Here is a 24861-nt window from a genome sequence, read left to right on the forward strand (position 1 = left end):
GCGCATCGCGGCTGCTGATTGGAATGCGCGGTGAATTAGCCGGAAAGGGATGCCGAGCGCAAGCCCGGCATCCGGTTCATCCCGCATTTTCCCAACAGTTTGGATGCGGGCTGTGGGCGTGGCCCGCCTCAGTGGGCGAGGAAGGTGGGCACCGTCATGCTTTGCAGGATGGTGCGCGTGGCTCCGCCGAACACGAATTCACGCAGGCGCGAGCGACCGAACGCGCCCATGACGAGAAGATCCGCGCCGGTGTCGGAAATGCGATTGTCGAGCACCTCGCCATGGGAGACGCCGCCCGACTGCTCCACCTTGACCGTGACGTCGATGCCGTGGCGTGCAAGGGCTGCGGCGATGGCCGTGCCGGCCATGGATGCGTCACGGCGGGGCGTATCCTGCGGGTCGATACAGAACACTTCCACGCTGTCGGCTTCCTTCATGAAGGGCAGGGCGTCGAAGGCTGCACGCGCTGCTTGCCGGCTGCCGTTCCAGGCGAGCAGGATCTTCTTGAACTCGGCCTCGCGGGCCTTGCGGATATAGGGAACGAGGAGGACGGGGCGTCCGGTCTCGAAAAGCAGGGCCTCGATATTGGCGTCCATGCTGGCGGTTGCGTCCGGGTCTGTCTGCTGGGCGATCACCAGATCTGCGCTGCGCGCGCTTTCGATGCCGGAGACGGCCGAATCGCCCGACACGCTGTCGAAGCCGCGCCACTCACTGGCGACGCCCTCAACGCGGGCGCGTTCGTCGAACAGGTGGCGGATGACCTTGTGACGGCGGGTCGTCTCTTCCTGCATGTCGATGCTGAGATCGACCACGGGGCCGCCCATGGGCGAGGCCATGACCATGGGAAGCGCTTCGGCGTGCAGGCCGATCACATGACTGTCGTGGCGGGCTGCAAGCGGCAGCGCCAGATCGAGGACACGCGGGGCGTCAGCCTCGCTTTGCAGAATTGCGAGAATGGTCTTGTAGCTCATGTCAGCCTCCTTGAGCTGCGATGCAGTGCGCTTTTTCTTTTCTAGCCCATCTGCGGCCAAACCGTTTTGCGCCAGATCAACCCTTTGCGACCTGCCTGGGCGGGATATCTTCGAGCATGGACCGGATGGCCACAACCGCCTCCTTAAGCGCCGCTTTCGAACGGGATCGAACCACAATTTCGGTCCAGAAGGAACCATCCTGATACTTTGGATAGGAGCCGATGATGGTTTCGGGATGGGCTGCCTGAATTTCGCCGAGCGGGCCGCCGATTGCGCCTTCGGGAAGGCTGGAGGGGACGGTTTCGGAGATGAGTTTCGCGCCGGTTTTGAGCGTGGGGATCACATTGTCGAGCATCGCCTGGAAAATCGCCGGCACGCCGGCCATCACATAGACGTTTTCGACGCGGAAGCCGGGGGCGATGGAAATGGGGTTGTCGATATGCTCGGCTCCCTCGGGCATGCGGGCCATGCGCTTGCGGGCGTCCGAGAATTCGATGTCGCGGCTGGCATAGTGCTTTTCGAGCAGGGAATAGGCCCTGTCGTCATAGTTGCAGGGGCGAGCGAAGGCGCGGGCGATGGAATCGGCGGTGATGTCGTCATGCGTGGGGCCGATGCCGCCAGTGGTGAACACATAGGTGTTGCGCGCGCGCAGCGCATTCACCGCCTCGACGATTGCCGCCTCGTCGTCGGAGACGATGCGCACTTCCTTCAGATCAATGCCCACGGCCGTGAGCATGTCGGCCAGATGGCCGATATTCCTGTCCTTGGTGCGGCCGGAAAGAATTTCGTCGCCGATGACAACCATTGCGGCCGTTACGAGTTCGCTCATCTCAGTGTGATCCCTGTTGATGTGTGGAGAGATAGACCCGCGCCCCTGGGAGGGCAATGGTGGAACGTGGCGGGCGGTGGAACGTGGCGGGCGGCGGGTTGGCGGCGGACGGAGCGGAGCGGTGGCCTGTTTCGCAGGCGTTGAACATGCGTATTTTCTGAAGAACATGCGTATCCCGCTTGATTGCCGGGATTTCTACCGCTAGTCGTTGTTGCGATGCGGACGTGGCGAAACTGGTAGACGCAGCAGACTTAAAATTTGCCGCCCCTGGGGCTTGCGGGTTCGATTCCCGCCGTCCGCACCAGAGTTTCTGAACAACACCAAGCAGCAGCTTTTCCGTTTGGGAAGCTTTGCGATTCTCTACCGACGAGAATGCGGTTGCCGTCTTCACTGGCGGGGATGCATTCGCGCCCGATGCCTGTCATGGCCAAGAAGGATTGCCACATCGGTTTCTGGCGCGAGAGGGTACACCGCCTTCTGTATGCCCGTGAGCGCCCTTACAGACAGGTTTCCAAGGCAGTGCTATATTGGCTCTCAACCCTTATGCGTGGTTTTTGAGGGGGAGGCGTTTCATGGAGCTTGAGCGTTTTACCCGTATTGCCGAGGCGGGAGATGCCCTGCCGCTCGCTCGGCTTGTAAACCTTGCCGGCGAGGGGCTTCCGCTTCACATCTGGTCAACGATGGCAGCGCCGGATCAGGACCCTTGGGAGGTGGGGCGCAGGCGGCAGGCCGAAAAGGCGCGAGATGGCCAGATTTATGTCGTGGATTTTGGAGAGGGCGCGGTCGCAAGCCTGACGGGATATGCGATTGGTCCGACGCCCGAGCCAATCGGCGCGGAATTGCCGGCGCTCTTTCACCCGCTTCAGGAACTCGAAAACCTCGCCCTGAACAGCTGGTACGTCAATGTGCTGGCCTGCTTTCCCGAAACGCAGGGGCGGGGAATTGGAACCCATTTGCTCACCCTTGCAGAGAAGATTGCGGCGGATCGCGGCATCTCCCGCATGAGCGTGATCGTCTCCGATGACAATCACGGAGCCCGGAGGCTCTATGAGCGCGTGGGATACGCCGAAAAGGCGCGGCGGCGCTGTGTCAGCGATGGCTGGCAGACCGAAATTCAGAACTGGGTGCTTTTGACGAAAGAGCTTTGACGAGCCGGGGGCGATGGAAACTCCGATCCGACAGACTTCAGTGATGAGATTGTACCGGGCAATGCCATGCTTAGGGCCAGGTTCTCTGGCGTGGTTTGTTCAAAAGGAGTGCTTTGAATGTATGATCCGCAGAATTTCAGGCTGGACGGTCAGGTCGCGCTGATTACGGGCGCTGGCGCAGGGATAGGGCGCGCAATTGCCGAGGCATTTGCCGGCGCCGGCGCTTCGGTGATGGTGACCGATCTTGATGCGGAGCGCGCCGGGCAGGTTGCGGATGACATCGGAAAGACGGGGGCAAGGGCCGCGAGTGTCGCCTGTGATGTGACCAGCGAAGATGACCTTGCCCGCGCAGTGAGCGAAACGGTGAACCAGCTTGGAAAGCTGACGCTTCTGGTCTCAAATGCCGGTGGTGGCGGTCCCAAGCCATTCGACATGCCGATGTCGGATTTCCGCCGGGCGTTCGATCTCAACGTCTTCTCGCTGTTTCGGCTGGCGCAGCTTGCCGCGCCTGAAATGGAGAAGGCGGGCGGTGGATCCATTCTCGCCATCACCTCCATGGCCGGCGAGAACAAGAACAGGCGCATGGCGTCCTATGGTGCGTCCAAGGCCGCGACGAACCATCTGATCCGGAACATCGCCTTCGACCTCGGCCCAAGGGGCATTCGGGTGAATGGCATCGCGCCCGGCGCAACCCGCACGGAAGCGCTGGAGTCTGTCCTCAACGACGAGATTGAGAAGAAGATGCTGGCGCACACGCCGATCAACCGGCTGGGCGAGCCGGTCGACATGGCGAATGCCGCGCTGTTTCTGAGCTCACCTGCGGCAAGCTGGGTCAGCGGGCAGATTTTGACCGTTTCCGGTGGCGGTGTTCAGGAACTCGACTGAGCGGGCCTGTTTCCCGCAACGGTTTCGCGCCGGATTGATCCGCTCTGTCAGTCGTGATTTGCGATGACATCCAGAAAGGCTTCGCCGTAGCGGTCGAGCTTGGCTTCGCCGATGCCGGAAATGCCGGCCATGGCCTGGCGTGAACCGGGGCGGGCGGAGGCCATCTCGATCAGCGTGCGGTCGTGGAAGATGACATAGGGCGGCACGTTCTGCTCGCGCGCGATCTCGATGCGCTTTTCGCGCAGCGCCTTGAACAGGGCTGCGGCTTCGGGATCAAGCGCACTGGCGGCCTCGCTGCCGGAAGAGCGCCGGCTCTTGCCCTTTGCCGCCGGGCGCGGAACGCGCAGCATGAGCGTGGGCTTTTCACGCAGGAACTGTGCGCCGCGCTCGGAGATGGACAGGCCGCCATGGCCGCTGAAATCCACATCCACGAGGCCGTGCGCCACCATCTGGCGCAGGACCGAGCGCCAGACGCGCTGATCGTATTCCTTGCCGATGCCATAGGTGGAAATCTGGTCGTGGCCAAAGCGGGCGATGCGCTCGTCTTCGGCCCCCAGAAGCACGGAGACGATGTAGGCCTGACCAAAACGCTCGCCCGTGCGGTAGATGCAGGAAAGCGCCTTCTGCACTGCGATGGAGCCATCGAAACGTTCGGGCGGATTTGCGCAGGTGTCGCAATTGCCGCAGGGCTCGCAATGGTCGCCGAAATAGTTGAGCAGGACCTGACGGCGGCACTGGGCGGTTTCGGCAAGGCCGAGAAGCGCGTCGAGCTTCTGCATCTCCATGCGTTTGCGCTGGTCGGATGCGTCCGATTCCTCGATGAAACGGCGGCGCAGCGCAATGTCATCGAAACCGTAGAGCATCATGGCTTCCGACGGCAGGCCGTCGCGGCCGGCGCGGCCGGTCTCCTGATAATAGGCCTCGATGCTGCCGGGCAGATCCAGATGCGCGACAAAGCGCACATCCGGCTTGTCGATGCCCATACCGAAGGCGATGGTGGCGACCATGACCACCGCTTCCTCGCGCTGGAAGCGGGTCTGGTTTGCCTCGCGCGCCTCGCGGTCCATGCCAGCATGATAGGCAAGCGCGTTGTAGCCTTCCGACCGGAGCCATTCGGCGGTCTCGTCGGTCTTGCGCTTGGAGAGGCAATAGACGATGCCGCTCTCATCCCTGTGCTTTTCCAGAAAGCGCGCGAGCTGGCGGCGCGGGCTGTCCTTTTCTTCGATGGCGTAGCGGATGTTCGGGCGGTCGAACCCGGCAACGAAGCTGTCGCGCTCATCAATGCCCAGATGCGCGATGATCTCGGCGCGGGTGGGGGCGTCGGCGGTGGCGGTCAGCGCCATGCGCGGCGTGTTGGGAAACTCTTCGACCAGCGCGTCGAGCTGGCGGTAATGGGGGCGGAAATCGTGTCCCCATTGCGAGAGACAGTGTGCCTCGTCAATGGCGATGAGCGAGAGGTTTACCTGCTTCAGCCGGTCGAGCACGGCGGGGCGCAGCAGGGTTTCCGGCGACACATAGAGCATGTCGAGCGAGCCGTCGCCCATGGCGCGCCAGATGGCCTGACGGGCTTCGAGCGGCAGGTTGGAGTTGAGCGCGGCTGCGCGGACACCAGCCTGTTTCAGCGCCGCCACCTGATCGGCCATGAGGGCGATGAGCGGCGAAATGATGAGGCCGAGGCCTGGCCGGCAGAGCGCGGGGATCTGGTAGCACAGCGACTTGCCGCCGCCGGTGGGCATGAGCACGAAGGCATTGTTGCCGGCAATGACGTGTTCGACGATCTCGGCCTGGCGGCCGCGAAAGGCCTCGTATCCATAGACGGTCTTGAGGATATGCGTGGGATCGGCGGTCACGGCAGGCCTGTCAGGGGAATCGGAAGGTTGTTTCCTCTTAACAGGTTTGCGGGCCGGGTGCAGAGGATGGCGGGCTTGTGGCCCGGTGCGCGTCAATGCGCCTGTGGACTGAGCGTTTCGACGAGGAAATCCAGAAAGACGCGCACCTTGGCCTGCACATGCCGGGCGGAGGGGTAAATCGCGTAAAGCGTGGTGTCCATGGGCGTCCAGTCCGGGATAAGGGGGACAAGCGCGCCGGTGGCAAGATGCTCGCGTACATAGAGACGCGGGGTCATGCTGACGCCAAAGCCCGAAAGCAGCGCATCGCGTACGGCGAGGCTGGACGTGACCTTGTAGCGCCCGTTGACCGGCACGGTGACACTGCGGCCCGCCCTGTGAAAGGTCCATTCGTCGGCATGGCCGGACAGGCTGAACTGCACGCATTCGTGGCGGCGCAGGTCTTCGGGCGTTTCAAGCGGCCCGGCGCGCTCGAGATAGGCCGGCGCGCAGCACAGGACGTGATCGAGAACCAGCAGCTTTTTGGCAATCAGGCTGGAGTTTTCCAGCCGGTCGCTGCCGCGTATGGCGAGGTCGAACCCGTCTTCGACGATGTTGACGCGGCGGTCATCCAGCCTGAGGTCGAGCGTGATTTCCGGGTAGCGTTCCAGAAACTGCGGGATTGCCGGGGAAAGGGCGACGAGGCTGGTGGCCATGGGAGCGCTGACGCGCAGCAGGCCGCGCGGCTCCTGCTGAAGCGGCCCGAGCGTGGCGTCGGCGTCTTCCAGATCATCGAGAATGCCGGCGATGCGCCTGTGGTAGAGCGCGCCCGCTTCTGTCAGGCTCATGCGGCGCGTGGTGCGGTTGATGAGGCGGACGGCGAGATGCGCTTCGAGCTCGCGGATGTTCTTGCTGACGGCGGCGGGCGAAAGGCGAAGCCGCCGGGCTGCCCCGGCGAAACTGCCCAGCTCAACGACCGTGCGGAACACGTTCAGGGCGGTGAAACGGTCCATTATTCAACGCTCTGAGTGAATGGTTATTGAGCGAAGTCGCACATTATCAATCGATTCGCAATGAACTAGCTTTGGTTTCATGTTCAGGGCTTGCAGGAAATGTGGAAGGCGGATCACCGATGGCTGGCATGGTTGACAGGGCTGACAGGGCTGACGGGGAAAAGAGCGCGGTGCAGGCCCATCTGGGCATGCTTTTATGGGCGCTGATCGTGGGGGCTTCCTTTCCGGCGGTGGGGCTTTTGTCCGATGGTCTTCCGCCGCTGCTTCTGACGGCGCTGCGCTTTGCCATTGCGGCGCTGGCCATGGCTCCGATGGTGCGGGCGCGCGAGGACTGGCGGCCGGGGCTTTCAGCCCTTCTGCTCTATGCGGTGATGGGGCTTTGTCTGGCGGGGTTCTTCGGCATCATGTTCTGGGCTGCGCACCGGGTGACGGCGCTTTCCATGTCGGCGCTGTTCGTGACCATGCCGCTCATCGCCTACGGGCTGGGGCGCGTGCTTGGCGTGGAGCCGAGGGCAGGCGGGCTTCTGGCCATTCTCGCACTTGGCGCGTTCGGGGCGCTGGCGCTTGCCATGGCGCAGACGGGTGGCGATCTCGCGCAGTTGCAGTTCGGCTGGAACGAGGCGCTGTTCTTCGTCGGCTGCATCGCGTCTGCGCTTTATCCCGTGCTTTCCAAATGGGGGATGGCGCGCAACATGCTGTCGAGCGATGCGGCGGCGCGCACCTTCTGGAGCCTTGCCGGCGGCGGGGTTCTGATTGCGGCGGCGGGGCTCGTTCTGGAGCCGGTTGACGGGCTCACGCGGATGCAGATCGGCGATTTCCTGCTGGTTGCCTATCTGGGCGTGTTTTCGAGCGGCGTGACCTTCTGGCTCATGCAGCGTGGCACGGGTGTTCTGACGCCGGGCGCGGTGACCGCCTACAGCTATCTGGTGCCATTCGTTTCCATGCTGGTTCTGTTCGTGACCCGGCCCGGCCTGATCGGCTGGCACTGGCTGCCGGGCAGCGTGATGGTGATTGCCGCCATTGTGATCCTGTTGCGGCGGGGCGCCGGCGCTGCGGGGCGAGCTGCCGCCGGGCAGGCGGGGTGATGGCGTGCGGTGGTCTCGCCTTGCCATCAACGCGAAATGCGCGGGGACCGGATGGAACCCGGATGGATCATTGACAATCCTGCGGAGCAGAGGTCAAAATCCATTTATGGTGTTGTTTTTATTTAATAAATTATACGAAATCACTTTCGTGAACGTAGATGGAAAGGCTTCGGTCGGGGCATGTGCGCTTCATGAAAACCCGGAGTCCGATCTGTGCACGACATCATTTTGGTTGCGCTTATTGTGATAACTTCAGCTGTAGCAACGATTACGGGAAATGATTACGTCCTCGGGATGAACGCGTCTCAGCTCGTGCTGTTTTTCTCTTCAATGCTGCTGGCAAAGGCAATTGTGAGCCTTGTTCGAAAGCGCAGATGACCACCTGCGCTTCAGCGCTGGGATTGCATGCAATGCGCCTGTTTTCTGCGTCATGATCCGGCCCCGTGCGCCGACGAGATGCAAGGCGCCGGGCTGTCGAAACAGACTCATGCCTTGAGATATCGAGCGGACGTAATTATTTACGGCTTGGTACAAAAGGTATTCGAGATGGCGGGACGCGGCAGGCCCAGAGCATTTGACAGGAACGAAGCACTGCATCAGGCGATGCGGGTGTTCTGGTCGTGCGGCTATGAGGGCGCTTCGATGAACGAGCTGTCGCAGGCCATGGGCATCAACAAGCCCAGCCTTTATGCGGCGTTCGGTTGCAAGGAAACGCTGTTTCGTGAAGCGATCGAGCTGTATGGGCGCGAACAGAGCGCACCGGTGAGCGAGGCGCTGGAGAAAGGCGATACGGCGCGCGGATCGATCGAACGGGCGCTGCGTGTGAATGCCCGCTGCTACACCGCCCCTGACAATCCCCGCGGCTGCATGGTGGTGACGGCGGCGCTGGCCGGCGCACCGGAAAACAGCCCCGTGTGCCGCTTTCTGACCGAAAACCGCCGTGAAAACGAGGCCTGTTTTCGCCGCCGTGTGGAGCGCGGGATCAGCGATGGCGACGTGCCCGAGAGCGCCGATCCGGCGCGGGTTGCGGCTTTCTATGTGACGGTCCTGCACGGGCTTTCGATCCAGGCGCGCGACGGGGCCTCATGCGCCGCGCTGGAGCGGGTGGTGGACAGCGCCATTGCCGCCTGGGACGCCATTGCGCGTTAGGGGCTCGGCGAGTGCGAGACCGTCCCCATGGGCATATGACGGTCCCGGTGACGCAATTCCCATTCTTTCCGCTGACTGTTTGACGTGAGGGCTGGCGCGCGCGGCGCGGGTTTGCGAAAGTGCGCTCTCCATCAGGAGGATATCCATGCCCGACACCAAGCCTGTGCCTTCCACCGATCTCAAACCCTGGCAGGCGGTCGCGCCGCAGCTGGTGGATGTGGCCATGGGGCGCCAGAAGGCGGATCTTGTGGTGCGCAATGGCCGCTGGGTGAATGTGCATTCGGGCGAGGTGATCCCCGCGACCGACATTGCCATTGTTGCAGGCCGCTTTGCCTATTGCGGGCCGGACGCGAGCCACGCCATCGGTGAGAAGACCAAGGTGGTCGACGCGATGGGGCGCTATCTGGTGCCGGGCCTGTGCGACGCGCACATGCATGTGGAAAGCGGCATGGTGACTGTGACTGAATTCTGCCGCGCCGTGATCCCGCATGGCACCACTTCCATGTTCATCGATCCCCATGAGATCGCCAATGTGCTGGGCCTTGATGGCGTGCGGCTGATGCATGACGAGGCGATGGCGCAGGCGATCAACGTGTTCGTGCAGATGCCCTCCTGCGTGCCTTCCGCGCCGGGTCTGGAGAATGCCGGGGCCGAACTTTCCGCCGAAGACGTGGCCGAGGCGATGGGCTGGCCGAACATTATCGGGCTTGGCGAGGTGATGAATTTTCCGGGCGTTGCGGCCAATGACGCCACCATGACGGGCGCGATTGCGGCCACCGTGGCGGCGGGCAAGACCGTGGGCGGACATTATGCCTCGCCCGATCTGGGACTGCCGTTCCATGGCTATGTGGCCGGCGGGCCGGAAGACGACCATGAGGGCACGCGCGCCGAGGACGCGATTGCGCGGGTGCGTCAGGGCATGAAGGCCATGCTGCGGCTGGGCTCTGCCTGGTATGACGTGGCAAGCCAGATCAAGGCGGTGACGGAGCAGGGGCTCGATCCGCGCAATTTCATTCTGTGCACCGATGACAGCCATTCGGGAACGCTGGTGAATGACGGCCATATGGACCGCGTGGTGCGCCACGCCATCGCGCAGGGGCTGAAGCCGGTGACGGCGATCCAGATGGCGACGATCAACACGGCAGAGCATTTCCGGCTGGAGCGGGAGCTGGGTTCCATCGCGCCCGGACGGCGGGCGGATTTCCTGATCGTTTCGGATCTGGCGGAACTCGTGATCGATGACGTCTTCGCGCGGGGCGTGAGGCTGGCGCGGGGAGGGCGGCTGGAAGCGGACATTCCGGCCTATGATTATCCGGCAAAGGCCAAGAACACGGTGCGGCTTGGCAAAAGCCTTGCGGCGCAGGATTTCGACATTGCTGCGCCCGAGGGCGCAAACCATGTGCGGGCGCGGGTGATCGGCGTGATCGAGAACCAGGCGCCGACGCGGGCGCTGGAGGCAGAGCTTGGCGTCGAGGATGGCATCGTCGCCATGGACCGGCGCAATGATGTCTGTCAGATCGCGCTGGTTGAGCGGCATCGCGGCACGGGCAATGTGACGAACGGTTTCGTTTCGGGCTTCGGCTACATGCAGGACTGCGCCATGGCCTCGACGGTGGCGCATGATTCACACCACATGATCGTGGTCGGCACCAACAAGGATGACATGGCCAAAGCGGCCAACCGTCTTGGCGAAGTGGGCGGCGGCGTCGTGCTGTTCTCGAAGGGGCGCGAGCTGGCGCTGGTGGAGATGCCGATTGCCGGGCTGATGTCGGATGAGCGGGCGGAAGTGGTGGCGCAGAAGGCGGCGAAGCTGACCGACGCCATGCGCGACATGGGCTGCACGTTGAACAACGCCTATATGCAGCACTCGCTTCTGGCGCTGGTGGTGATCCCGGAACTCAGGATCTCCGATACCGGCATCATCGACGTGACGAGCTTCCAGAAGGTCGATCTGTTCCTTTAAAGGGCGCGTCATTTCTCGATGAATGCCCTTCAAATGCTTCTCGTCTTGAGTCTGGAAGCGCGTCTAATCTCTTGATTTTACGCGCTTCCGTGTTCGTTCTTAACGCCGGGCCGGACCTGTGGCCAGATCGATGACCGTGAGCGGTGTGGTGATGACGATATCGGCGGCAGTGCCGACCGTCTGGCCGAGACCGCGCACCAGCGTTTCCAGTTTGCCGGCAACGGCGTCGTGATCTCTGGCGTTCAGATTGCCTTCGCTGGAAAGGCGCTCGCCCAGAAGGCGGACAAGGATCGGGTTTTCGGCAAATTTGGTGTGGTTGAGCCAGTCGCCTGAAGACACTTTGGTCACATCGACCACGACTACGCCGAGATTGGTCAGCTCCTTGGCGTCGCTGTAGTCGCCTAGCCGGGGCTGATTGCCGGCGATGAAACCGGACAGTGTAAGAGCGCGGTCGTTCTGCGATGTCAGGATGAGGAAGGTCTTTTTCGGCACGCCATAGCGACGCATCTGAGATTTGAAGACATCGATGTCGAGATCGGGAGAGGCGAGAACCACGTCGGCGAGACGTCCGCCCAGATCCCGGTCACCGGAAATGGCGAGCTGGCGCAGGGCTTCCATCGTGACCCAGCTACCCATGGAATGGGCAACGATATCGATGCGTTTTGCGCCGGCGCGAACCACCAGGCGGAGCGTTTCTTCCAGCGCATCGCGGGCGGTGGTGGCGCTGTTCTGATCGTAGACATAATCGAGCATGCGGCCTGCGGATGGCCAGGAAAACATGATCGGCGTGCCGCTGTAATCGGCATCGTTGAAGATCTGGGCTGCGCGATAGACCGCGTCGTCGAAGCCGGTGTTGTAGCCGTGGATGAAGACGAGAGCGCGACCGTCATGGGTGGCGATACTTTTCTTCAGGGCCGCCTCGAAATCGCTGGCATCCGGATAGAGGACCGCCTTTTGCGCCGTGAAATAACGCGCCGGATCGGCCACATCGGGATTGGGCGAAAGCTCCAGCTTGCCGGTTTCGTGCACCTTGGGGATGGACACGTCGACATGCGCGAAGGCTGCCTTGGGCGCGCCCTGGTGCGCAAGGCGGCGACCGGAGAAGAGTTCACCCGGTTCCTCGGCGGCAGCGCGGTTGGTGGCGATGAAAATCTCGTGCGTGGCTTCGATCTGATCGGTGCGTGCTGGCGCCATGGTCTGCGCGATCAGTCGGGAGGGCTTCTGGTTGGCGCAGCCCATGACCACCATCAGGATGAACAAAAACGCGAACGGGCGTTGAAGCTTTCGAAACGGCATTGGATACAGTCTTTGCTTGCCCTGAGGATCGGAAGGTTCGACGTCGCTCATCCTTAGCGGGAAAGCGACGTCTTGTGGAGGTCACTTTTCCCAGAAAACCGGTGCAAAGATGACGAGCACGGCGAGAATCTCGAGCCGTCCCATGAGCATTGCGAAAGCGACGACCCATTTGGCCAGATCCGGCAGGGGCGCAAAGCTTCCGGCGGGGCCGACCACCTGGCCGAGACCGGGGCCGACATTGGTGAGGCCGGTGAGGGCGGCGGAGATGGCGGTGACGAAATCGAGCCCGGTGGCCGCGAGAATGAGAATGATGACGGCCCAGATGACGAAGAAGGCCGAAATATAGAGAACAACCGCGCGCTGCAGGTCGTCATCCACTGTGCGGTCGCCATAGCGCACGGTGACGACGGTGTTTGGATAGACGAAGCGGCGCAGACCATTGGCCATCAGCTTGAACAGGATCAGGAAGCGATAGGCCTTGATGCCGCCTGTCGTGGAGCCGGAACAGCCGCCGAGAAACATGGCGACGAAGGCGGCCGCGACTGCGAACGCGCCCCACTGTGAATAATCCGAGCTGGCATAGCCGGTGGTCGTGATGATCGACACGAAGTTGAACGCCGAATGGGTGAGTGCGGCGAAGAAAGTGTGGTCGTGGACGATGCGCAGATAGATGGCCACCGCCAGCACGAACACGACCACATATCCGGCAAAGACACGGATCTGCGGATCACGAAGCGCATCGAGCCTGCCGCGCAGGGCAAACAGAATGAGGATGGAGAAGGGCAGCGCCGCCACGAACATGAAGAAGGTGCTGATCCACAGGATGGCTGGGTTGTCGGCATAGAAGCCCATGGAGGAGTCATGGGTGGAGAAGCCGGCAGTGGCGATGGTGGTGAGCGCGTGATTGACGGCGTCGAAGGCGCGCATGCCGGCTGCCGCATAGGCGATGGTGCAGGCGAGCGTCAAAAGCGCATAGATGCTGACCAGGCCGAGCCCGAAAGTGGAGAACCGGTCGAAGGGGCGGTCTGCGATGTCCGAGGATTCGATGCGGAAATAGGAAACGCCACCGACATTCAGGAAGGGCAGGACGAACAGGCCGAGCGCGATCACGCCGAGGCCGCCGATCCACTGCAGGATGGAGCGCCACAGGAGAAGGCCCGGCGGCATGCCATCCAGGCCGACAATGACGGTTGCGCCGGTTGCGGTGACGCCCGAGACGGATTCGAAGAAGGCGTCGGTGACGCTGAATTCCACCGAAGAGGCGAGCAGGGGTACGGCGCCCACGATGCAGGCGGTCATCCACAGAAGGTTGACGACCAGAAAGCCGAAACGGGAGGAAATGACGGGCGGGCGGCCCTGGGTGGCGAGCGAAACGCCGATGGCGAGCCCGCCGGTGAACAGCGCGGAGAAGGCGAAGACACGCCAGTCGTCATTGCCGTAATAAAGATCGACCGCCGCCGGTATGAGCATGGCAGCCGCGAGATAGATGGCAAAAACCGCCGCAATGTGGAGCGCGGCGCGGACGGCGAGATACTGCAAGTGGTGAACCTCAGGCTGCTCGGTATAAGCGTCTGTATCCGGGAAACGGTCCCCTCCCTGGCGCGAGAGTGGCGTCACGCGCCCTGATATGCAATAGCCCGTAGGACACACGGACTGGATAGGCAAGAGACGCATGAGTGCAGGAACGAACGAGACCGACTTCGTTGAGGCTGTCGCGGAGGCTGAAGAGGCCCTGCGGTCACTGTTTGCTGCAACGCCGCTTCAGGAGAACGACTATCTGTCGAAGAAGACCGGGGCGCGGGTTTTCTTGAAGCGCGAGGATCTGACGCCGGTCCGTTCCTACAAGATCCGCGGTGCTTTCAACTTCTTCCGCAAGGCGATGGCCGAGGGCGGGCCGGAGCGCACCTTCGTTTGCGCATCGGCAGGCAATCACGCGCAGGGCTTTGCCTATGTCTGCCGGCATTTTGGCTGCAAGGGCGTGGTCTTCATGCCGGTGACGACGCCGCAGCAGAAGATCGACAAGACCCGCATCTTCGGCGGCGAGTTCGTGGAAATCCGCCTGATCGGCGATTTCTTTGACGACTGCCTTCGCGCGGCGCTGGATTTTGCCGAGGAGAGCGGCGGCGCGATGGTGCCGCCTTTCGATCATCCCGACATCATCGAGGGGCAGGCGACGGTTGGCCGCGAGATCGCCGAGCAGATCAAGGCGTTTGACGGCGTGCGGATGGATGACAGCCTCGTCATTCTGCCCGTGGGCGGTGGCGGACTTGCGTCCGGTGTGACGCGTTATCTGAGGACTGCGGGACAGGCGGGCGCTTTCGCCTTTGCGGAGCCCGAAGGGGCGGCCAGCCTGCAGCAGGCGCTGGTTCAGGACCGGCCGGTGCGGCTCGACCGGGTGGACAATTTCGTCGATGGCGCGGCGGTGGCCGAGATCGGCGCAACCCCGTTCTCGCATCTGAAGACATTCGATGCGGAGGCCGTGCATCTGGTGCCGGAGAACCGGCTCTGCGCGACCATGATCGAGATGCTGAACATCGAGGGTGTGGTGCTGGAGCCGGCGGGCGCGCTGGCGATTGACACGCTGAAGGACTTCTCGCCGGAGGTTCTCAAAGGGCGCACGGTGATCGCCGTTGTGTCGGGTGGCAACTTCGATTTCGAGCGCCTTCCGGATGTGAAGGAGCGGGCGCTGCGTTACGAGGAACTGAAGAAGTATTTCATCTTCCGCTTTCCGCAGCGCCCGGGCGCGCTGCGTGACTTCCTCGACCTTCTGGGGCCGGAGGATGACATCACGCGCTTTGAGTATCTGAAGAAGTCGGCGCGCAATTTCGGCTCTGTCCTGATCGGGATCGAGACCAAGAACCGGGATAATTTCGACGTTCTGACCGAACGTTTCGACGGGGCAGGCTGGGCCTATCAGGACATCACCAACAATGACACGATTGCCGGGCTGATCATCTGAGGACGCAACATGGCCGCAACCCGATACATCGTTCTCTTTCGCGGCGTTGGCGGCGCGACGCAGCTTCCCGTGAAGGAGCTGCGCGCGGTGCTGGGCGAGGGCGGCTTTCAGGATGTGGCGACCTACATCAATAGCGGCAATGCGGTTTTGACCGCCCCGTCCGGGGAAGAGGCGGTGCGGGCAAAGGTGGCCGATCTGGTGCGTGCGAAGATGGGATTCGACAAGGCGATCATGGTGCGCAGTCTAAACGACTGGGATGCGATGATTGCCGGAAATCCGTTTCCGCAGGCTGCTGACGAGCCGACCAGGGTGCATGTCTATGCATTGGAGCGGGAGCCGGCGGCAGCGGATGTGGCAACGCTTCAGGCGAAGATCACCGGCACGGAAGAGGTTCGCGTCAGCGGGCGCACGCTCTATCTCCACACGCCCGACGGCATGGGGCAGTCGCGCTTCGTGCCGAAAATGGAGCCGACGCTGAAACTGTCGATGACGGGGCGCAACTGGCGGAGTATGCTGGCGCTGGCGAAACTTGCCAGAGACGAGTGAGATACTGCGGTGCACAAAATAGCGTTTGCACTTTTGCCGCCAATGCCCCATATGACGCGCAGACGCATGGGCTGGTTATGCTGGCTTTCTTCAAAGACTGGTTGCGTCTGAAGCCTTTACCCAAGGGTGAGGCTCAAGCCGGCAAAGCCGGCGCGACAGCGCAGCCGTGTGGGTGAGACACCCCTCGTCACGTCGTTCATTCAAACATTTATTCGGCAGGTTGCGCCCTGCCACGTATCATTGCGGCGTCATCGGACGCCGGCATAGGAAAGATTGCATAGTGACCAATGACAACAATGCGAAACAGATCGGTTTCGCTGATCTTGGAATTTCCGGCAACCTGTTGAAGGCGGCCGAAGGGGTGGGGTTCGTAACGCCCAAGCCAATTCAGGAAAAGGCCATTCCGGCCATGCTCGAGAAACGCGACGTTTTGGGCATTGCCCAGACGGGCTCGGGCAAGACGGCAGCCTTTTCGCTGCCGATCCTCTCGCAGATCATCGCGCTTGGCACCAAGCGCAAGCCGAAGACGGCGCGGGCGCTGATCCTGTGCCCGACGCGCGAACTGGCCGTTCAGATCGATGATGTGGTGCGTGAACTCTCCCGCCACGCCCATCTCTCCACGGCGCTGGTGCTGGGCGGTGTTTCGCGCAACAGCCAGGTTCGTCGTCTCGCACAGGGTGTCGACGTTCTGGTGGCGACGCCGGGCCGTCTGACCGACATCGTGCGTTCGGGCGAGCTTTCGCTGTCGGAAACGCGCTGGCTGGTTCTGGACGAAGCCGACCGCATGCTGGATATGGGCTTCATCAACGATGTGCGCCGCATTGCGCGCGCCACGCATTCCGAACGGCAGACGGCGCTTTTCTCCGCCACCATGCCCAAGGAAGTGGAAAAGCTCTCCGAAAGCCTGCTCAACAATCCGCTGCGGGTGGAGATCGCCAAGGAATCCACCACGGCAGGCGAGATCACCCAGCGGCTGGTGATGGCGCGCACCAAGCAAAAGCGCAAAATCCTCTCCGACATGCTGGCCGACGAAGCCATGCGCTCGGTGATCATCTTCGCCCGCACCAAGCATGGCGCGGACCGCGTGACCCGCGATCTCGGCCGTGACGGCTTCGAGGCGGCGGTGATCCACGGCAACAAGTCGCAGAATGCGCGCCAGCGTGCGCTGAACGGTTTCCGTGACGGATCGGTGCGCATTCTCGTGGCGACCGACATTGCCGCGCGCGGCATCGACGTTCCGGGCATCAGCCATGTGGTGAATTTCGACCTTCCCGACCAGCCGGAAAGCTATGTGCACCGCATTGGCCGCACCGGCCGCAACGGCGCATCCGGCGAGGCGGTCACGCTGTGTGATCCGGCTGAGGCTGACAAGCTGAAGGCCGTGGAGAAGATCATCCGCATGCGCCTTCCGCTGGTGGCGGACCACACGTCGGAGCCCGACCCCGCACCGCGCCCCGCGCCTGCCAACAATGGCGGTGAGCGCCGCAATGCGCAGAAGCCTGCCAAGGCCGGCGACAACCGGAAGCCAAAGCCGCGTCACGGTGCGAAGCCGCAGGCGCAGCAGGGCGAGCAGCGTCAGTCCGAAGGCGACAAGCCGGTCCGTCGCCGTCGCCGCACCCGCGGCAAACGCCCCGGCGCGCACGCGGCATAAGCCCGGCATTCGGGCTTCTTCAAAAGGGCTGATCGGCCGATAGGCCGGTCTGGCCCAATTGTCCCTCCGGCATCGTTCGGCTAGGCCAGAAACATCTGGCGGTTTAGCCAGACGGAGGAGGGAGCAGCGAAAGCATGGCCGGTCTTGCGGCATTGGCGATAGGATACGTCCTGTCGCAATTCTACCGGTCGTTTCTGGCCGTTCTCACACCTGCACTGACCAGCGAGCTGGGCGCCACCAAAGCCCAGCTTTCCATGGCGTCGGGCGCATGGTTTGTGTCTTTCGCGCTCATGCAATTCGTGGTCGGCGTTTCGCTCGACCGTTACGGCCCGCGCCGCACGGCGGCGTTTTTGCTGGCGGTTTGCGGCGGCGGTGGCGCGCTGCTCTTCGCAATGGCGCCGGGGCCGTGGGCAATCATTTTCGCCATGGTGCTCAACGGCGCTGGCTGCTCCGCCGTGCTGATGGCCTCCGTTTTCATTTTCGCAAAAACCTTCTCGCCGGCGCGCCTGACCATTCTGATCTCCTGGCTGATCGCATTTGGCACGATGGGCAATGTGGTGGGGTCTGCGCCGATGGCCGCTGCCGCTGAAGCCTTTGGCTGGCGCGGTGTGATGGCGGGGCTGGGGGGCTTCACCATTCTGACCGGCATCGCCATCCAGTTTCTGGTGCGCGATCCGGAGACCGACACACAGGCTGCGCGTGAAGCGGGCTTTGGATTTCGTGGTTATGCGGAGCTTTTGAAGCTGCGCGTCCTGTGGCCGATCCTGCCGCTGACTGCGCTCAACTATGCGCCGGCGGCCGGCATACGCGGGCTCTGGGCCGGGCCCTATCTGGCCGATGTCTACAACGCCGATGCGCTCTTGATCGGTCAGGTGACGCTGTTCATGGCGCTTGCCATGTCGGCGGGCAGTTTCGTCTACGGGCCGCTGGATGTGTTCTTCAAAACCCGGAAATGGGTTGCGGTCGGGGGTAATCTGATCGGGCTCATGGCAATCGTGCTGCTTGCCTTCATGCCGGTTTCGACGATCTTCATCACGACGGTCGTGTTCGTGGTGATCGGCGTGTGTGGCGCGAGCTATGGCCTTCTGATGGCGCATGGGCGGGCCTTTGTGCCGGCCCATCTGACGGGGCGCGGCGTGACGCTGCTCAACTTCTTCTCCGTCGGCGGCGCGGGCGTGATGCAGTTTTTGACCGGTGGCGTTGTGGCGGCATCGGTCGTGCCGGGTGACCCGGTGGCGGCCTACCAGACGCTGTTCATCTTTTATGCGGTGCTGATTGCGCTTTCGCTGGCGATCTATCTGGCATGCAGGGATGCGCCGCCGGAAGTGGAGCGGGCGCGGACCTGACCCGGATCAGCCGGCGGCCCTGCTGCGCTTTTTGCGGGGGCCGAGCGGGCGCTTGTTCCAGCCTGTCAGGCGGTACATGACGAAGAAGACCACGGGCTTGGGGAACATGCGCAGAAATTTCAGCGGCCAGACAAGCCGCTTGGGGAAGGTGATTTCGTAGCCGCCCCGGCTGATGCCATTGGCGATGCGGCGCGCGGCATCCGGCGCGGTGAGAAGCGCCGGCATCGAAAAGCTGGTCTTGTCGGTGAGTGGCGTGGCGACAAAGCCCGGATTGATGATCTGCGTGCGGATGTTCAGCTTCTCGAAATCGAAGCGCAGCCCCTCAATGAGATTGTTGAGGGCGGCCTTGGTGGAGCCATAGGCCGAGGCAGACGGCATGCCGAAGAAGGACGTGACCGATCCCATCACCACGATCTGCCCGAAACCACGGTCGCGCATGCGGTCCGACAGGGGAACGAGCCCGTTCAGCGTGCCAAAAACATTGATCTGGTAGCTGCGGACGAAATTGGTCGTCTCCAGCCGGTCGCCGCGAACCGGCAGATAGGTGCCGGCGTTGAAGACGGCGAGCACGATGGGGCCGAGAGACTTCTCGATATTGGCGACGGTGCGCTCCATGCCGGCTTCGTCCATCACATCGCACGGAAAGACGAAGATGCGGCCTTTCAGGTTTTCCACCTCGTCGGTGATGGAAGCGAGGCCGTCTTCGGCGCGCGCCGTGGCGGCGACCGTGTAGCCATTGCGGGCAAGATGAATCGCAAGCGCACGGCCGATCCCGGTGCTCGCACCGGTGACCCACGCAATGCCATCATTTGGACTGGCCCGATAAAGCGCCATCCCATCCCCTCTTTCTCGCAGGCAAGACTTAACGGGCGGGTGATGGATTGAAAAGCGTATCAGGGCTAGAAATCGCTGAAAAACCTCAACTTATTGTCGGAATTTGTTCGTTCGTGAAGCAATTACAAAACGCGATAGCTTTGCGTGCTTTCGGCGTCTTGTAAAAAATCCCTCCTTGCAAGGCAGGAACGGGCTTCTTAACCTCCGCAAAAATTCAAAGAGGACGACATGAAGCACTCGGTTGTGGACGCCATCGGAAACACGCCGCTGATCCGCCTTAAGCGGGCCTCGGAGGAGACGGGCTGCGAGATTTACGGCAAGGCCGAGTTCATGAACCCGGGCCAGTCGGTGAAGGACCGGGCCGGACTGTTCATCATTCGCGACGCGGAAAAGCGCGGGCTTCTGAAGCCGGGCGGCGTGATCGTGGAGGGCACGGCCGGCAACACCGGCATCGGGCTGACGCTGGTTGCCAAGGCGCTTGGCTATCGCACCGTGATCGTGATCCCCGACACGCAGAGCCAGGAAAAGAAGGATGCGCTGCGGGTGCTTGGCGCGGAACTGATCGAGGTTCCGGCGGTGCCCTACAAGAACCCGAACAACTATGTGAAGGTTTCGGGCCGGCTTGCAGCGCAGCTTGCCAGGACCGAGCCGAACGGCGCGATCTGGGCGAACCAGTTCGACAATGTGGCGAACCGCGATGGCCACATCCACACGACGGCTGCCGAGATCTGGGAGCAGACCGGCGGCAAGGTGGATGGCTTTGTCTCTGCCGTTGGAACCGGCGGGACGCTGGCCGGCGTGGCCGATGGCCTGCGCGGCCGGAACCGGGACGTGAAAGTGGCGCTTGCCGACCCGATGGGGGCCGCGCTCTACAGCTATTACACGCAGGGTGAGCTGAAGTCCGAAGGCACCTCCATCACGGAGGGCATCGGGCAGGGACGCATCACCGCCAATCTTGAAGGGTTCACGCCCGATTTCTCGTTTCAGGTTCCCGATGAAGAGGCGCTGCCCATCGTCTTCGATCTGGTGCAGGAGGAGGGGCTTTGCCTTGGCGGCTCGACCGGCATCAACATTGCGGGCGCAATGCGTCTGGCGCGCGAACTGGGGCCGGGACACCGCATCGTGACGGTGCTCTGCGACCATGGCACGCGCTACCAGTCGAAGCTCTTCAATCCCGCGTTCCTGCGTGAAAAGGGACTGCCTGCGCCCGGCTGGATGGAAGGCGCGCCGGAAATCGACATTCCTTTCGAGGAGGTCGCGTGATGGCGCCGACCGAGACGCTTTTCCGCGAAGACGCCTATCTGCGCGATGGCGCAGCGCGGGTGGTGGGCATCAATGACCGTGGGGGCATTCTGCTCGACCGGACGATGTTTTACGCCACGTCCGGCGGGCAGCCGGGCGACACCGGCAGGTTCACGCGCGAGGATGGATCGCTGATTCATGTGGCGGCGACGGTGACGGGCGAGACCAAGGACGAGATCATTCACGTGCCGGCCGCCGAACAGGCCCTGCCGGAAGTGGGCGAGACGCTGCAGCTCGCCATTGACTGGGACCGGCGGTTCCGGCTGATGCGCATGCACACGGCCTGTCATCTTCTGAGTGTGGTCTGCCCTTTCCCGATCACCGGGGCATCGGTGAGCGAGACGGATTCGCGCGTCGATTTCGATTTACCCGATGCGAGCGTCACCAAGGAAGACGTGACCGCCCGCCTGATGGAGCTGGTGAACGGAGATCATCCGGTTTTCACCCGCTGGATCAGCGAGGAGGAGCTTGCAGCCAATCCGGAGCTGGTGAAGTCGAAGAATGTGCGTCCGCCGCAGGGGGCAGGGCGCATCCGGCTCGTGTGCATTGGCGACGAGGCGTCGGTCGACAGCCAGCCCTGTGGCGGCACGCATGTGGCCCGCACGTCGGAAGTGGGCGAAATCCATATCGGCAAGATCGAGAAGAAAGGGCGCGAAAACCGTCGTTTCCGCCTGCGCTTCGGACCACTTCCAGCAAACTGAGACTGAGAGAAGAAAATGAGCGAGAAAAGCCGCTTCACGGTATCGCCGTCATGGCTGGAAGAACGACTGGAGACGCCGGGCCTCTCAATCGTCGATGCGTCCTGGTATTTGCCGGCGCATGGCAGGGATGGGCGCGTCGAGCATGAGGCGGGGCGCATTCCCGGCGCTGTGTTCTTCGATCAGGACGCTGTGGTGCATCCCGAAACGGACCTGCCGCATGCGCTGCCGGATGCCGCGACCTTCCAGCGCCATGTGAGCGCGATGGGGATTTCCGAAGACGACACCATTGTCGTGTATGACGGGCCTGGTCTTTTCTCCGCGCCGCGCGTCTGGTGGATGTTCCGCGTGATGGGCGCAAAGAATGTGCTTTTGCTGGATGGCGGGCTCGATGGCTGGCGCGCCGAGGGACGGCCCCTGACGGACAAACCGGTCCAGACGGCTCCGGCGGTGTTCAACGCCAAGCTGGACGAAGAGCGGGTGGCGAGCCTTGAGGCGATGCTTCAACTGGTGGAGGATGCGACGGCGCAGATCGCCGATGCGCGTCCGGCAGGCCGCTTTACCGGTGCCGAGCCGGAACCGCGTGCAGGCATGCGTTCGGGCCACATGCCCGGCGCGCGCAATGTGCCCGCCTCCGCACTTTCGCGGGATGGACGCCTGTTGCCGCCGGACGAGCTGCGCGCGCTTTTCGAAGGGGCGGGCGTCGATCTTTCGCGGCCCGTGGTGACTTCCTGCGGATCGGGTGTGACGGCGGCTGTTATCTCGCTGGCGCTCGAAACGGTCGGCCATTCCGACCACCGGCTCTATGATGGTTCGTGGAGCGAGTGGGGCGGACGCGCAGACACGCCTGTGGAGACCGGAGAGGCCTGACGATCCGGGATGTGAAGCGGCTGAACGTTTCGCAACGGGGCGTTCATCGCAAATTCAGCGGGGTTCGATGAAGATGTGCGCAATGATGACGCATGTCTTTGAAAGGAATCCTCCATGCTGAACCGTCGCCAGATGCTGGGAGCGGCCATTGCCGCCGCATTGATGCCGGGCGCTGCCATGGCGCAATCCCAGATGCCTTCGGCCTCTCGCATCCAGCGCAGTCTGGAAGCCGCGCCCGCGCAGCGCGTGCGCCCGCAGGACCGTGTGACGGTGCGGGAGCTGAAGCGGCGACCGGAGCTGCGCCGGCGCGCGCCATCCATCGACATTCAGGCCATCAATTTCGGCTTCGATTCAGCCGAGATACCCTATTCGCAGTTCCGGAAGGTGGAAGAGATTGCAGACGCCCTGCATCGCCTGCGTCGTCGCAGGCCGGGAACGGTTGTGCTGCTTGAAGGCCACACGGATGCGGTCGGGTCATTCGCCTACAATCAGCAGCTTTCGGAGCGCCGGGCCAATTCGCTGAGGCGGGTTCTGGTGCGTGAGTTCCGCGTGCCCTCGCGCATGCTGGAAACGGTGGGCTATGGCGAGGAGTTCCTGCTGGTGCCGACACGCCAGGAGAACTGGCGCAACCGGCGTGTGACCCTGCGGCGCATCGACGATTTCCTGCGCTGACAGGCGCATTGGGCGGGAATCGGGTGGGAAGCCCCGGTCTCGCCCGGCACATTGCTCTCCAACACCTTTGAAGGAGAGCAATGATGGGCTTGATCAGATTTGTCGCCATGGACAGCGATGTTGCGCGGGCGTATCGCAATGGTGTGCCCGATGCCTATGGGCGGAGGCCGGAACGGCGAATCTCCACGGGCCGCGGGGTTCCCTGCCGCCATTGCCTGCGCACCGTTCCTGAAGGGAAACCCTATCTTATCCTCGCCTACAGGCCGTTTCCCGATCTGCAACCCTATGCCGAGACGGGACCGGTCTTTCTGTGTGCGGAAGCCTGTGAGCGGGCGCAGGAATGCGATGTGATGCCCGACCTTCTGCGCGCTGGAACGCAATGGCTTCTGCGCGGCTACGGAGATGATGACCGCATCGTCTACGGGACGGGTGACGTTGTTCCGCAGCAGCATATCTGCACCCGGGCGCATGAACTTCTGCAGCGCGATGACATCGCTTATCTGCATGTGCGCTCGGCAAAGTACAATTGTTATCAGGCGCGCATTGAACGCGCCTGAAGTGTGGTTCTGGGGATCAGACGAAAAAATGCCCGCCGTTTCCGGCGGGCAAGTTTAGGAGGAAAGTCTTGCCGAGCTAAAGTCTTGCCGGGCTCAGGCCGCGAGCACGGAGCGGGCTTCGGCCATCTCGTAGCCCAGTGCGTCGGCGACAGCCTGATTGGTGATCCGCCCCTTGTGGACGTTGAGACCGTTGCGCAGGTTCTGATCGTCGACGAGCGCCTTGAGGCCCTTGTCGGCAAGCTGGAGCCCGTAATGCAGCGTGGCATTGTTCAGTGCATGGGCGGAGGTGACGGGAACCGCGCCCGGCATGTTCGCCACGCAGTAATGAATGATGCCGTCCACCTCATAGGTGGGGTCGGAATGGGTGGTGGCGTGCGAGGTCTCGAAACAGCCGCCCTGATCGATGGCAACGTCGACAAGCACGGCGCCCTGTTTCATGCCCGACAGCATTTCACGGCTGACGAGCTTGGGCGCGGCTGCGCCGGGGATGAGCACTGCGCCGACCACGACGTCGGACGAGAAGCATTCTTCCTCGAGCGCCTCGACGGTGGAGTAGCGCGTATGGACGCGGCCATTGAAGATGTCGTCCAGCTCGCGCAGACGCGGGAGCGAGCGGTCGATGATGGTGACATCCGCGCCGAGGCCGACGGCCATCTTGGCGGCGTTGAGGCCGACCACGCCGCCGCCGATGATGGCGACCTTTCCGGGCAGCACGCCGGGCACACCGCCAAGCAGCACGCCGCGGCCGCCATTGGCCTTCTGAAGCGCGGTTGCGCCGGCCTGAATGGCGAGACGCCCGGCAACCTCGGACATGGGGGCAAGCAGGGGCAGGCCGCCGCGCGCGTCGGTCACGGTTTCATAGGCGATGGCGGTGACGCCGGATGCGATCAGGCCGCGTGTCTGCTCCGGATCGGGCGCAAGGTGGAGATAGGTGTAGAGGATCTGGTCTTCGCGCAGCTGGACCCATTCCGGGGGCTGCGGTTCCTTGACCTTCACGATCATGTCGGATTTGGCGAAGACGTCTTCAGCGGTTTTGGCGATGGTTGCGCCAGCGGCGCGATAGGCGTTGTCATCGGCGCCGATGCCTGCGCCTGCGCCGGTTTCCACGAGCACATCGTGCCCATGCGCCACATATTCGCGTACGGACCCCGGCGTAAGGCCGACGCGATATTCGTGATTCTTTATTTCTTTCGGACAGCCGACACGCATCCTTGTCTCCTCCAACATGTGTGCGAATTTTCTGGCTCAATCGATGAGACCA

22 protein-coding genes and 1 tRNA gene are annotated in these 24861 nt (G+C 62.8%); 15 read left to right on the plus strand and 8 right to left on the minus strand.

All coding sequences use genetic code 11. The annotated features are described in order from the left end of the window. Positions 1-128 precede the first annotated feature (128 nt). Together JYP46_RS17655 and JYP46_RS17660 are read right to left on the minus strand one after the other, a co-directional pair. Complete coding sequence (locus tag JYP46_RS17655) at positions 129-971, minus strand: universal stress protein (protein ID WP_113156351.1); 843 nt, start codon at positions 969-971, stop codon at positions 129-131. Between the two features lie 76 nt (positions 972-1047). Beyond that, positions 1048-1800, minus strand: coding sequence for a competence/damage-inducible protein A (locus tag JYP46_RS17660; RefSeq protein ID WP_206548848.1), 753 nt, complete (start codon positions 1798-1800; stop codon positions 1048-1050). A 218-nt stretch (positions 1801-2018) separates the two neighbouring features. Here JYP46_RS17660 and JYP46_RS17665 point away from each other — a divergent pair. The 3 genes from JYP46_RS17665 to hdhA all read left to right on the plus strand — a co-directional run bounded on the left by JYP46_RS17665 (position 2019) and on the right by hdhA (position 3833). After that, a tRNA-Leu gene (locus tag JYP46_RS17665) sits at positions 2019-2104 on the plus strand. A 268-nt stretch (positions 2105-2372) separates the two neighbouring features. Continuing rightward, positions 2373-2948: a GNAT family N-acetyltransferase gene (locus JYP46_RS17670; protein WP_206548849.1), complete on the plus strand. Its 576-nt coding sequence runs from the start codon at positions 2373-2375 to the stop codon at positions 2946-2948. A 117-nt stretch (positions 2949-3065) separates the two neighbouring features. Further along, positions 3066-3833, plus strand: coding sequence for a 7-alpha-hydroxysteroid dehydrogenase (gene hdhA, locus JYP46_RS17675; RefSeq protein ID WP_206548850.1), 768 nt, complete (start codon positions 3066-3068; stop codon positions 3831-3833). A 47-nt stretch (positions 3834-3880) separates the two neighbouring features. On the opposite strand, the gene recQ is transcribed toward hdhA, so the two are convergent. Beyond that, positions 3881-5683, minus strand: coding sequence for a DNA helicase RecQ (gene recQ, locus JYP46_RS17680; protein WP_206548851.1), 1803 nt, complete (start codon positions 5681-5683; stop codon positions 3881-3883). Positions 5684-5775: 92 nt separating this feature from the next. Further along, positions 5776-6672, minus strand: a complete 897-nt coding sequence (locus JYP46_RS17685) for a LysR family transcriptional regulator (protein ID WP_206548852.1) — start codon at positions 6670-6672, stop codon at positions 5776-5778. A 119-nt stretch (positions 6673-6791) separates the two neighbouring features. Here JYP46_RS17685 and JYP46_RS17690 point away from each other — a divergent pair, with 119 nt between their 5' ends. The 3 genes from JYP46_RS17690 to ade all read left to right on the plus strand — a co-directional run bounded on the left by JYP46_RS17690 (position 6792) and on the right by ade (position 10869). Beyond that, complete coding sequence (locus JYP46_RS17690) at positions 6792-7757, plus strand: DMT family transporter (protein WP_222474229.1); 966 nt, start codon at positions 6792-6794, stop codon at positions 7755-7757. Between the two features lie 546 nt (positions 7758-8303). Next, entirely contained in the window at positions 8304-8906 is a 603-nt protein-coding gene (locus tag JYP46_RS17695) for a TetR/AcrR family transcriptional regulator (RefSeq protein ID WP_113155513.1), read from the plus strand. 145 nt (positions 8907-9051) lie between these two features. Next, positions 9052-10869: an adenine deaminase gene (gene ade / locus JYP46_RS17700; protein WP_206543798.1), complete on the plus strand. Its 1818-nt coding sequence runs from the start codon at positions 9052-9054 to the stop codon at positions 10867-10869. Positions 10870-10968: 99 nt separating this feature from the next. Here ade and JYP46_RS17705 read toward each other — a convergent pair whose 3' ends face one another. Then, entirely contained in the window at positions 10969-12165 is a 1197-nt protein-coding gene (locus JYP46_RS17705) for an alpha/beta hydrolase (RefSeq protein ID WP_206548853.1), read from the minus strand. A gap of 81 nt (positions 12166-12246) precedes the next feature. Further along, positions 12247-13704, minus strand: a complete 1458-nt coding sequence (locus JYP46_RS17710) for a TrkH family potassium uptake protein (RefSeq protein ID WP_206543796.1) — start codon at positions 13702-13704, stop codon at positions 12247-12249. Between the two features lie 133 nt (positions 13705-13837). On the opposite strand from JYP46_RS17710, the gene ilvA reads away from it, so the two are divergent. From ilvA to JYP46_RS17730, 4 genes are all read left to right on the plus strand, one after another. Beyond that, the gene (gene ilvA / locus JYP46_RS17715) at positions 13838-15124 is read left to right on the plus strand and encodes a threonine ammonia-lyase IlvA (protein ID WP_206548854.1); all 1287 of its coding nucleotides are present in this window, start codon (positions 13838-13840) and stop codon (positions 15122-15124) included. A gap of 9 nt (positions 15125-15133) precedes the next feature. Then, a complete protein-coding gene (locus JYP46_RS17720; protein WP_206548855.1) occupies positions 15134-15670 on the plus strand; it encodes a DUF1697 domain-containing protein in 537 nt (178 codons plus the stop codon). 280 nt (positions 15671-15950) lie between these two features. Continuing rightward, on the plus strand, positions 15951-17321 hold the full coding sequence (locus JYP46_RS17725; protein WP_206543793.1) for a DEAD/DEAH box helicase: 1371 nt from the start codon (positions 15951-15953) through the stop codon (positions 17319-17321). Between the two features lie 134 nt (positions 17322-17455). Beyond that, positions 17456-18667 carry an MFS transporter gene (locus JYP46_RS17730; protein ID WP_206548856.1) on the plus strand — a complete coding sequence of 404 codons (1212 nt, stop codon included), beginning with the start codon at positions 17456-17458 and terminating at the stop codon, positions 18665-18667. Between the two features lie 6 nt (positions 18668-18673). Here JYP46_RS17730 and JYP46_RS17735 read toward each other — a convergent pair whose 3' ends face one another. Next, positions 18674-19501, minus strand: a complete 828-nt coding sequence (locus JYP46_RS17735; RefSeq protein WP_206548857.1) for an SDR family NAD(P)-dependent oxidoreductase — start codon at positions 19499-19501, stop codon at positions 18674-18676. A gap of 228 nt (positions 19502-19729) precedes the next feature. Here JYP46_RS17735 and JYP46_RS17740 point away from each other — a divergent pair, with 228 nt between their 5' ends. The 5 genes from JYP46_RS17740 to JYP46_RS17760 all read left to right on the plus strand — a co-directional run bounded on the left by JYP46_RS17740 (position 19730) and on the right by JYP46_RS17760 (position 23600). Further along, positions 19730-20764: a cysteine synthase A gene (locus tag JYP46_RS17740; RefSeq protein ID WP_206543790.1), complete on the plus strand. Its 1035-nt coding sequence runs from the start codon at positions 19730-19732 to the stop codon at positions 20762-20764. Then, a complete protein-coding gene (locus JYP46_RS17745) occupies positions 20764-21504 on the plus strand; it encodes an alanyl-tRNA editing protein (protein ID WP_210346631.1) in 741 nt (246 codons plus the stop codon). The genes JYP46_RS17740 and JYP46_RS17745 overlap by 1 nt, the downstream gene beginning before the upstream one ends. Before the next feature lie 15 nt (positions 21505-21519). Further along, on the plus strand, positions 21520-22371 hold the full coding sequence (gene sseA, locus JYP46_RS17750; protein WP_206548859.1) for a 3-mercaptopyruvate sulfurtransferase: 852 nt from the start codon (positions 21520-21522) through the stop codon (positions 22369-22371). 114 nt (positions 22372-22485) lie between these two features. After that, on the plus strand, positions 22486-23043 hold the full coding sequence (locus JYP46_RS17755) for an OmpA family protein (RefSeq protein ID WP_206543788.1): 558 nt from the start codon (positions 22486-22488) through the stop codon (positions 23041-23043). A gap of 83 nt (positions 23044-23126) precedes the next feature. Further along, a complete protein-coding gene (locus JYP46_RS17760) occupies positions 23127-23600 on the plus strand; it encodes a DUF1203 domain-containing protein (RefSeq protein WP_206548860.1) in 474 nt (157 codons plus the stop codon). A 93-nt stretch (positions 23601-23693) separates the two neighbouring features. Here the strand turns inward: JYP46_RS17760 and ald are convergent, their stop codons facing one another. Then, entirely contained in the window at positions 23694-24809 is a 1116-nt protein-coding gene (gene ald, locus JYP46_RS17765; RefSeq protein ID WP_206548861.1) for an alanine dehydrogenase, read from the minus strand. Positions 24810-24861 lie beyond the last annotated feature (52 nt).

Source organism: Nitratireductor aquimarinus (assembly GCF_017255295.1).
In the GTDB taxonomy this organism is placed as follows: Bacteria; Pseudomonadota; Alphaproteobacteria; order Rhizobiales; family Rhizobiaceae; genus Nitratireductor; species Nitratireductor aquimarinus.